Consider the following 9,636-nt stretch of genomic DNA (forward strand, 5'->3'; position numbering starts at 1 on the left):
GCCAACAGGGCAGACCCCTTGGAATCAACCGTCTAGAGCGATTGCGTCAGGTTCACGGGGTTTCCGTCCGGATCGAACACGTGCGCCACCCGCTGCCCCCACGGCATGTCGTTGGACGGACCCAGCACCCGCCCGCCAGCGGGCTCGACCAGCGGCAGCAACGCGTTGACATCCGCCACGTCGATGCTGAGCGTGATCCGCGGTGGCACCGACGTGTCGGCTCCCTCGGCGACGAGCCCGAGCTCAGCGTCGCCGATCTGCAGGGTCTTGTAGAACACCGGCCCGTCCTCCGGGTACCGGGCCACCTCCACCGCGCCGAGAACCTGCTCGTAGAACGCCTGCACGGACCCCAGGTTCGGGGTGATGATGATGGGCTGGATCGCCATGAGACCTCCCTCAGTCCACCTGTGTACGGGCTGGAGCGCCCGAACTCATCGGCGAACCGAACAGCGGCAGCAGTTCCGGCACGTTCAGGAACGTCGTCGTCCCCGTCACCAGCCCACCCCGCACGTCCAGGAACACCAGCCCGAACGGCCGATCCATCCCCGGCCGCATCTGCCAGAAGGCAGGCGAGGCATTGGCCCGCACCGGCACCAGCCACGCCCCCTTGCACGCAGCCCCGGGATCGCTCAACGCCGCCGCCACCGCGGGACGCCCGCGCAGCCACCAGCTGAACGGCGGCATCGAGATCGTGGCGTCCTCGTGCAGCAACGCCACCAGAGTCCGCACGTCATGCCGCTCGAAAGCCTCGCAGTACCGGCTGAGCAACGACTTCTGCACCGGATCCGCAACGTTCAACGGCTCGCCGGCGTCAACCGAGGACAACGTGGCACGTGCCCGCTGCAAAGCCGAGTTCGCCGAAGCCACCGAGATCGACAACAACGCAGCAACCTCGGAAGCCTGCCACGCCAGCACATCACGCAAGATCAGCACCACCCGCTGCCGAGCAGGCAGGTGCTGAAGAGCCGCCACGAACGCCAGCCGGACGGTCTCCCGCCGAATCGCCTGGTCCTCGGGCAACACGAGCGCATCCGGCACGGGCTGCACGAACACCCGCTCGTGCAACGGCGCCCCGATCTCCCCGCCGGAAGGCCCCAGGTCCACCGCCAACGCCCGCCGCTGCGAAGACCGCAGCATGTCGATGCAGATGTTCGTGGCGATCCGGTACAGCCAAGTCCGCAGCGACCCGCGCGACGAGTCGAAGCTGGAGTACGCCTTCCACGCGCGCACGAGCGTCTCCTGCACGGCGTCCTCGGCCTCGAAACCGGACCCGAGCATCCGGTAGCAGTAGCCGGTCAGCTCGATCCGGAACGGCTCCAGCGTCTCGATCACAGCAACGAACCCTACGCGGACCTGTGAGTTTTCGCGGACCGGCTGGTAGGAACGGACATGGAGTCTGATGGCGTCGAGGTACGGCTGGGCGGCCGCTTTCACCGGCTCTTCGGTGCCACGCTCGTGTCGGCGGCCGGCACCGGCATGCACGCCGCCGCGTTGCCCCTGCTGACCCTGCAGAGCACCAGCAGCCCGCTGGCGTTGAGCTCTGTCGTGATGGCCGCCGAGATTCCTTGGGTGTTGCTGTCGCTGCACGCCGGTGTCGTGGTGGACCGGCTGGACCGGCGGCGGGTGATGGTGTGGGCGGACCTGGGCCGGTTCGCCGTCCTGGTCGCGCTCGTGGTGCTGATCCTGACGGCGCGGGTGAGTCTGGTGTGGCTGGTGCTCGCGGCGTTCCTGCTCGGCGTCGGCCAGGTCTTCTTCGACCTCGCGGCCCAGTCGGCCATTCCCGACTTCGTGTCGCGGGACCCGCGGAAGCTGGCGACGGCGAACGGGCGGATCGCCGCGGCGGAGAGCAACGGTGAGGACTTCGCCGGGCCTCCGCTCGGCTCAGCTCTGTTCGGTGTGTGGAACTTCCTGCCGTTCGCCGGCAACGCACTGTCGTTCGCCGCCAGCGGCCTGTTGATCTTCTCGATCCGGGCGGACGCCAAGACGAAGGAGCCGTCCGAAGCTCCGCGCGGGAGCGTGCGGAACGAGATCGCCGAGGGCATCCGGTGGTTGTTCGGAAACCGGACCCTGCGGGCGCTGGCCGTGGTCTCCTGTCTCGGCAACGTCGCGGCCACCGCTCAGTTCGCGATGCTCGCACTGCTGGCCAAGGAGGTCCTCGCACTTCCGGACTTCGGTTTCGGCCTGTTGCTGACGGCCACCGCGGTCGGCGCGACGGCTGGGGGACTGGCGGCCGCGTCTGTCAGCAGGCGGCTCGGGCCTGGCACGGTGATGCTCGCGGGCAAAGCCGGTGTGGGCGCGGCCGTTCTGGTGCTGGGACTTGTCGCCGACTCCTGGGTCGCGGCCGCGATGATGATGGTGACCGGTGCGCTGATGACCGCGGAGAAAGTCGTGGTGAGCACGTTGCGCCAGCAGATCGTGCCTGACGGGCTCCTGGGGAGGGTGCTCTCGTCGAGCAGGCTGGTGGTGATGGCAGGAGGGCCGGTTGGCGCGGCGCTCGGCGGTGTTCTCGCCAGTGTGTTCGCGGTTCAGGTCGCGTATGTCGCCGCCGGCGTTTTCCTCATCCTGGTTGCGCTGGCCTTCTACCCGGTGCTGAACAACCGCGCCCTGGTGGGGGACCGATGAGTTTTCGCGGTCCGGCTCGTATGAACGGGCATGACCGAAGAAATCTGGGCCGCCATCCGCGCGGAACGTCTTGACCAGGCAGAACTGCTGAGCAGCCTCACCGACGAGCAGTGGAACGCCCCGAGCCTGTGCGAAGGCTGGCGCGTCAGGGAAGTCGTCGCGCACACGACCCTGCCGTTCCACAGCTCACGGACCAGGGTGCTCAAGGAGATGCTCAAGTCCGCCGGCCGGTTCAACCACGCCTCCGACCGCATGGCCAAGCAGGACGCCGCAAGACTCTCGAAGAACGAGCTGGCCGGCGTCCTGAAGGCCAACGCGGACGACCGCTGGACCCCACCCGGCGGCGGCCCGGCCGGAGCGCTCTCGCACGACGTCATCCACGGCCTCGACATCACCATCGCGCTCGGACTCGACCGCAAGGTGCCGCACGACCGGCTCGAACTCGTCCTCGACGGCATGACCCCGCGCACCGTGAAGTACTTCGGCGCCGACCTCGCGAACAAACGCCTCGAAGCCACCGACCTGGACTGGGCGTTCGGCGAGGGCCGGCCCGTGAGACGACCTGCCCAGGAACTACTGCTCCTCGTCTGCGGCCGCCGGATCTGACGTCGCCTCCCGCACCCGCGCGGTCGCCGAGGTCGTCGTGGCGAGGAACCGCGCCACCACTTCGCGATCCGCGGCACTCAACGCGGACCACGCCGAGGAGTACGAGAGAGCGAGCGGCTGGAAGAACGCCGAGGCCACCGCCGTCGCCGCCGAGAGCACCCGCAGCTCGACGCGGCGACGGTCGTCCGAAGCACGCTCGCGGACGACGTGACCAGCACGCTCCAGCCGGTCCAGCACGGACGTCGTGGCGGACGCGCTGAGGTTCAGGGCTCGGGCGAGCGCGCCGGGGGTCATGGGGGAGCGAGCCGTCATGATCAGGTTCAACGCTGTCATGTCGGTCGGGTGCAGCGAGTGCGCCGCGCTGAAGATCTCCAGGAACCGGTTCGACTCCATCACGAGCGCCCGCACCAGCATGCTCAGGTCGTAGTCACTTGCCTCGCTCACCACGCCAGCATACAGTTCGGCCATCGAATGATTCGACGATCGAAGGAATGCTGATGCGCGTCCTGGCCGGAGTGGTGCTCGTCGTCTGGCTCGCGCTGGGCGGGTTCACCGGGCCGTACTCGGGGAAGCTGTCGGAGGTCGCGGAGAACGACAGCAGCGCGTTCCTGCCGAACTCCGCGGAGTCCACCCAGGTCGCCGAACTGCAGAAGAAGTTCCAGCGCAGCAACGCGATCCCGGCGATCGTCCTGGTGGAACGCGAGGGCGGGCTGACCGAACAGGACAGGAAGTACCTCGCGGACCGCGGCAAGGGCTTCCAGGCGTCCCCGGTCATCCCGGCGCCCAACGACGACGAAGCCGCGCAGATCGTCGTGCTGCTCGACCCGGCCAAGGAAGTCCGAGACTCGGTCCTGCAGCTCAGAGACGGCACTCGCGGCGCCCCGGCGGGTCTGACGGTGCTGGTCACCGGACCGGCCGCGCAGATCGCCGACCTCGTCGAGGCGTTCGGCGGCATCGACGGGTTGCTGCTGGTCGTCGCCGGCGCGGTGGTCGCGTTGATCCTGCTCGTCGTCTACCGGAGTCCACTGCTGCCGCTGATCGTGCTCCTGTCGGCGGTGTTCGCCCTCGGCCTGGCCAGCTTCGTCGTGTACCTGTTGGCCAAGAACGACATCCTCGCGCTGAACGGCCAAAGCCAAGGCATCCTCTCGATCCTCGTCTTCGGCGCGGCGACGGACTACGCACTGCTGCTGGTGTCGAGATTCCGCGAAGAACTCCGGGACACACAAGACAAGTACGCCTCCATCCGCACGGCCTGGCGCGGCACCGTCGAACCCATCGCGGCGTCGGCGGGCACGGTGATCCTCGGCGTGCTGTGCCTGCTGTTCAGCGACCTCGACTCGAACAAGGGCCTCGGACCCGTTGCGGCCATCGGCATCGGCGCCGCGCTGCTCACCACGATGACGTTCCTGCCGGCCACCCTGGCGTTGCTCGGCCGGGCCGCGTTCTGGCCGTTCGCACCGAAGTTCGGTTCGCCGCACCCGGAGACGAGTGGTCTGTGGGGCAAGGTCGCGAGCACGGTGCGGAGCAAGCCACGCGCGATCTGGATCGTCACCACCCTGGTCCTCCTGGCCGGCGCCGCGTTCCTGCCTCAACTCAAGGCATCCGGCACCGCGCAGTCCGACGTGTTCCTGACCGAGGTCGAATCCGTTGCCGGGCAAGAAGTGCTGTCACGGCACTTCCCTGGCGGCACCGGCTCGCCGACGGTCATCATCGCAGAAGAGGGCAAGACGGCCGAAGTCCTGCAGAAGTCCAAAGTGGACGGAGTCGCGGACGTCAGGCCCAGTGGAACGGCAGAAGGCCTGGTGCGCATCGAAGCGACGCTGAAGGACGCACCGGACTCCGACGCCGCAGTGGCGACGGTCGACCGCATCCGTGCGGCGGTTCACGGGACCGACGCCAAGGTCGGCGGCCAGACGGCGACGTTGCTGGACACGAGGAAGACGTCCGAACACGACCGCCTGCTGATCATCCCGATCGTCCTGCTGGTGATCTTCCTGGTCCTGGCGCTGCTGCTGAGGTCGCTTCTGGCACCGATCCTGCTGATCGCCACGGTCGTGCTGTCGTTCGCGGCCACGATGGGCGTGTCGGCGCTGGTGTTCAACCACATCCTGGACTTCCCCGGCGCGGACCCGGTCGTGCCGCTGTTCGGGTTCGTGTTCCTGGTGGCACTGGGCATCGACTACAACATCTTCCTGATGACCCGTGTCCGCGAGGAGACCGGGCAACTCGGCACCGTCGAGGGCACGCTGCGAGGCCTCAGCCTGACCGGTGGCGTGATCACGTCAGCGGGCGTGGTGCTGGCCGCGACGTTCGCCGCGCTCGCCGTGCTGCCGATCCTGTTCCTCACCCAGATCGCGTTCATCGTGGCGTTCGGCGTCCTGCTGGACACGCTGCTGGTGCGGTCGTTGCTGGTCCCGGCGCTGTCGGTGGACATCGGCGGCCGAATCTGGTGGCCGTCGAAGCTGCGGTGAGCCAGGATCGCGTCCATGACCTACACCGCACGTCAGCTCAACCGCGCCACGCTCGAACGGCAGCTGCTGCTCGAGCGTGAACCGGTCGGCGTGCTCGCGGCGATCGACCGGATCGTGGCGATCCAGGCGCAGGAACCCGCGTCGCCGTACATCGCGCTGTGGAACCGGATCGAGGGCTTCGACCCAGCGGATCTGGACGAGGCGTTCACGGCAGGGACGGTCCGCAAGGCCACGGTCATGCGGATCACCCTGCACGCCGTCACGGTCGCCGACCACGAGGTGTTCCACCACGCGATGCTGCCCGCGCTCAGGGCGTCCCGGCTGCACGACAAGCGGTTCAAGGCCATGGGCCTGACGATCGAGCGCGCCGACGAGGTTCTTCGGCACATGCTGGAGTACGCCGCCGAACCGCGGACCAAGAAGGAGCTGGAGGCGCTGCTGCACTCGCACGTCGGCGACGTCGGGCAGCCGGGCATCTGGTGGGCGCTGGCCTCCTACGCGCCGCTCGTGCGGATGCCGACCGGCGGACCGTGGGCCTACGGGCCGAAGCTGTCGTTCCAGACCGTGGCGATCGAGCCGCGCGATCGGATGGCCGCGCTCGCCGAGATGCTCCGCCGTTACCTCACCGGGTTCGGTCCCGCGACCGTCCTGGACATGAACCAGTTCACGATGCTGCCGCGCACCTCGATCCGCGAGGCGCTGGAGCTGCTGGACCTGGTCCGCGAAGGCGACTACTACGACGTTCCAAACCGGACGATCCCGGACGAGGACACCCCGGCACCTCCGCGGCTGATGGCCATGTGGGACAGCACGTTGCTCGCCTACGCCGACCGCAGCCGGATCATCCCGGACGAGTACCGCAAGCTCGTGATCCGCAACAACGGCGACACACTGCCGACACTTCTCGTTGACGGGCATGTGGCAGGAGTCTGGCGTCCCAACGAGGACGGCGGCATCGAGGCGACCGCCTTCCACGCCCTGAGTGAGGACCAGTGGACCGGCCTCGCGGAGGAAGCCAAGGCGCTGCACAAGTTCCTCGGCGACCGGGAACCGCAGGTCTACCGCCGTTTCAACCGCTGGTGGGCCGGTCTTCCCGTCGATCACGTTCGAATTCTGTGAAAACGTCAAGATCCACAAAGGACCTATGCGTGAGTCACTATTCCTCCACCCTGCATGGAGGAAAACTCAATGTTCCAAACGAGAAAGCGCGCCCACGCGGCCCTCGCGGCCGGCTTGCTGGCGGTGGGCGCGATCACCCTGCTCGGCGGTTCGCCCGCCACGGCCGTCGCGAAGGCGACGGACTGCGTGGACGAGCACGCCGCGGCACGTGCCCTGCCGGGCAGCCACGGTCAGGAGCGCAACGAGCTCTCCGACGCCGACGCAGCACGGATGAACGCGGACCTGCGTCAGAAGATCGCGGCGAAGGCCAAGAACCGCATCGATCTGTCCGCGGAGGCGACCGGTGGCACGATTCCGGTCGTGTTCCACGTCGTCACCGGCTCAGGTGGCGTGGGCAACCTGACCGACGCCACGATCGCCAAGCAGATCCAGGCTCTCAACACGGGCTTCGCCGGTGCGGAGTCGAGCCAGGCGGCGAACACCGGCTTCAAGTTCGTGCTGCAGTCGACGAAGCGCTGGTCGAACAACGCGTGGTTCACCGGTGTGGACACCCCGTCGACCGAGCGGGCGATGAAGACCGCGACCCGCGTCGGCGGTGCGAGCACGCTCAACGTGTGGTCGACCGACACCAGCTACCTGGGCTTCGCGACGTTCCCGAGCGACTACTCGGGCGACCCGAAGATGGACGGCGTGGTGTTCAAGTACACGAGCGTTCCCGGCGGTTCGGCGACGAACTTCAACCTGGGCAAGACGCTCACGCACGAGACCGGCCACTGGATGGGCCTCTGGCACACCTTCCAGGGCGGCTGCTCCGCGACCGGTGACCAGGTCGCGGACACCCCGGCGCAGAAGAGCGCGTCGTCGGGTTGCCCGACGGGCCGCGACTCCTGCACGGCCGCGGGTGTCGACCCGATCCACAACTACATGGATTACTCGTACGACAGCTGCTACAACCAGTTCACGCCGGGCCAGAACACTCGCATGCAGAGTGCCTGGACTGCTTACCGCAGTGGCAAGTGAGCTAGCGTGACGAAGGGCGTCGCTTTCGAGCGGCGCCCCTTTCGCTTGCTCCGAAAGCAGAAGGAACCGCAGCCCCTCGGCCGACGAGTCGTCCGCCGCGGTGTACGCGACGAGCAGCTGGTCCGGATGAGTGTCCACGGTGAACTGCTGAACGTCGAGCGTGAGCTTGCCCGCCACCGGGTGGTGGTAGGTCTTCACGAGCTGGCGCGGCCCGCGGACCTGGTGCGACGCCCACCACGTGCGGAAGTCCGGGTCGCGCACGCTGAGCTCGCCGACGAGTCCGGTGAGGACGGGATCGTGCGGCGTGCGGCCCGCCTCCATCCGCAGCACCGCGACGCATTCACGGGCCGAGCGCTCCCAGTCGCCGTACAGTGCCCGGAACGCCGGGTCGAGGAACGTCAACCGGATCAGGTTGCGCGCGGCCGGTTCGAGCGCTTGGAAATCGGTCAGCAACGCCGCGGCTGCGCGGTTCCACGCCAGGACGTCCATGCGGCGGTGCAGGACCATCGCCGGGATGTCCGGCATGCCGTTGAGCAGCTGCCGCAGCCGCGCGGCGACCTCGGGAGCCGCTTCCTGCCTGACCGGGGCGACATCGGCGAGCGTGAACAGGTACTCGCGCTCGTCGGGCGCCAGCTGCAGCGCGTCCGCCAGCGCGTCGAGCACGGTGCGGGAGACCCGGTTGGTGCGGCCCTGTTCGAGCCGGACGACGTAGTCGACGCTGACGTGGGCGAGCTGGGCCAGCTCCTCGCGGCGCAGGCCGGGCACGCGGCGCTGCCTGCCGTCGTCGGGAAAGCCCGCGCGGTGCGGGTCGAGAGCGGCGCGGCGGGTGCGGAGGAACTCGCCCAGTTCGGTCATGCCCCCAGTGTCCGTGGCTGCGAGGAGATGTGCCTGGTACTGGTGTGCATAGGCTGGGTCCTCCCTGGTTGGACCCATGCCCGGAGACCAGCGTGGTGGCCATGGAAACCGTGACTTTTCCCAGCAACGGACTGGACATCGCCGGCCACCTCTACCGGCCGGAGGGTGAACCGCGCGGCGCGATCGTCGTCGGTCATCCCGGCAGCGGCGTGAAGGAGCAGTCAGCAGGGACGTATGCGAAACAGCTCGCTGACCAGGGCTTCCTGGCGCTGGCGTTCGATGCGGCGTACCAGGGCGAGAGCGCGGGAGAACCGCGTGGCCTGGAGGACCCGGCTCAGCGCGTCGAGGACATCCGGGCGGCCGTGACGTTCCTCGGCACCGAGAACGCCGGCGTGCTCGGCATCTGCGCCTCGGGCGGATACGGCCTGGCCGCCGCCGGAACCGACCAGCGCATCAAGGCGATCGCCACCGTCAGCCTGGCCGACGTCGCGCGGCAGTTCCGGTTCGGCGCGGACGGCACCCAGGACCCCGCTGTGCTGCAGGGGATGCTGGCACACGGCCAGGACGGCAGCTTCCCGCTCGTCCCCGAGACGGAGGAGCAAGCCCGCCAAACCGGTCCGCACGCCTACGACGGCTGGGAGTACTACTGCACGCCGCGCGCCGAGCATCCGCGCGCGGCGAAGACGTTCACCTGGAACAGCGTCGGGCGGATCACGGCGTTCGACGCTTTCCGGACCGTCGACCTGATCACGCCGCGGCCGGTGCTCTTCGTCGTGGGCAGGGACGCGGTGACGTCGTGGATGACCGTGGAGGCGTACCAGAAAGCGGCCGGCCCCAAGGAGATCCACTGGATCGAGGGTGCCGGCCACGTTGACCTGTACGACCGGTACGTGCCGCAGGTCGCCGGGCGGGTCACCGAGTTCTTCGGCAAGAACCTCTAAGC

The 9,636-nt window shown here is 68.4% G+C and carries 9 protein-coding genes and 1 pseudogene; 6 read left to right on the forward strand and 4 right to left on the reverse strand.

Annotated elements, in window-relative coordinates; translation table 11 throughout:
* Positions 1–32: 32 nt before the first annotated feature.
* The gene (locus UK23_RS46485; protein ID WP_045318269.1) at positions 33–386 is read right to left on the reverse strand and encodes a VOC family protein; all 354 of its coding nucleotides are present in this window, start codon (positions 384–386) and stop codon (positions 33–35) included.
* Between the two features lie 10 nt (positions 387–396).
* On the reverse strand, positions 397–1,332 hold the full coding sequence (locus UK23_RS46490; RefSeq protein WP_045318270.1) for a sigma-70 family RNA polymerase sigma factor: 936 nt from the start codon (positions 1,330–1,332) through the stop codon (positions 397–399).
* A gap of 57 nt (positions 1,333–1,389) precedes the next feature.
* On the opposite strand from UK23_RS46490, the gene UK23_RS46495 reads away from it, so the two are divergent.
* Both UK23_RS46495 and UK23_RS46500 read left to right on the forward strand, forming a co-directional pair.
* A complete protein-coding gene (locus tag UK23_RS46495) occupies positions 1,390–2,622 on the forward strand; it encodes an MFS transporter (protein ID WP_045318271.1) in 1,233 nt (410 codons plus the stop codon).
* A gap of 30 nt (positions 2,623–2,652) precedes the next feature.
* Positions 2,653–3,228, forward strand: a complete 576-nt coding sequence (locus UK23_RS46500; protein WP_045318272.1) for a maleylpyruvate isomerase family mycothiol-dependent enzyme — start codon at positions 2,653–2,655, stop codon at positions 3,226–3,228.
* On the opposite strand, the gene UK23_RS46505 is transcribed toward UK23_RS46500, so the two are convergent.
* Positions 3,196–3,672, reverse strand: coding sequence for a MarR family winged helix-turn-helix transcriptional regulator (locus UK23_RS46505; RefSeq protein ID WP_231114996.1), 477 nt, complete (start codon positions 3,670–3,672; stop codon positions 3,196–3,198). The two genes, UK23_RS46500 and UK23_RS46505, sit on opposite strands and share 33 nt — an antisense overlap.
* 47 nt (positions 3,673–3,719) lie before the next feature.
* Here UK23_RS46505 and UK23_RS46510 point away from each other — a divergent pair, with 47 nt between their 5' ends.
* From UK23_RS46510 to UK23_RS46520, 3 genes are all read left to right on the forward strand, one after another.
* Positions 3,720–5,699, forward strand: coding sequence for an MMPL family transporter (locus UK23_RS46510; RefSeq protein WP_419503935.1), 1,980 nt, complete (start codon positions 3,720–3,722; stop codon positions 5,697–5,699).
* A 15-nt stretch (positions 5,700–5,714) separates the two neighbouring features.
* Positions 5,715–6,818 (forward strand): winged helix DNA-binding domain-containing protein, encoded by a 1,104-nt coding sequence (locus UK23_RS46515; protein WP_045318274.1) that lies wholly within the window; start codon positions 5,715–5,717, stop codon positions 6,816–6,818.
* A 69-nt stretch (positions 6,819–6,887) separates the two neighbouring features.
* Positions 6,888–7,838: a zinc metalloprotease gene (locus UK23_RS46520; RefSeq protein WP_052685659.1), complete on the forward strand. Its 951-nt coding sequence runs from the start codon at positions 6,888–6,890 to the stop codon at positions 7,836–7,838.
* Positions 7,839–7,964: 126 nt separating this feature from the next.
* On the opposite strand, the pseudogene UK23_RS51105 reads toward UK23_RS46520, so the two are convergent.
* Positions 7,965–8,771: pseudogene (locus tag UK23_RS51105) on the reverse strand (helix-turn-helix transcriptional regulator); the annotation flags it as partial.
* Positions 8,772–8,794: 23 nt separating this feature from the next.
* Between UK23_RS51105 and UK23_RS46530 the strand changes: the two are divergent.
* Positions 8,795–9,634, forward strand: coding sequence for an alpha/beta hydrolase (locus UK23_RS46530; RefSeq protein ID WP_045318278.1), 840 nt, complete (start codon positions 8,795–8,797; stop codon positions 9,632–9,634).
* Positions 9,635–9,636: the final 2 nt, after the last annotated feature.

The organism is Lentzea aerocolonigenes, from assembly GCF_000955955.1.
Lineage (GTDB): Bacteria > Actinomycetota > Actinomycetes > Mycobacteriales > Pseudonocardiaceae > Lentzea > Lentzea aerocolonigenes_A.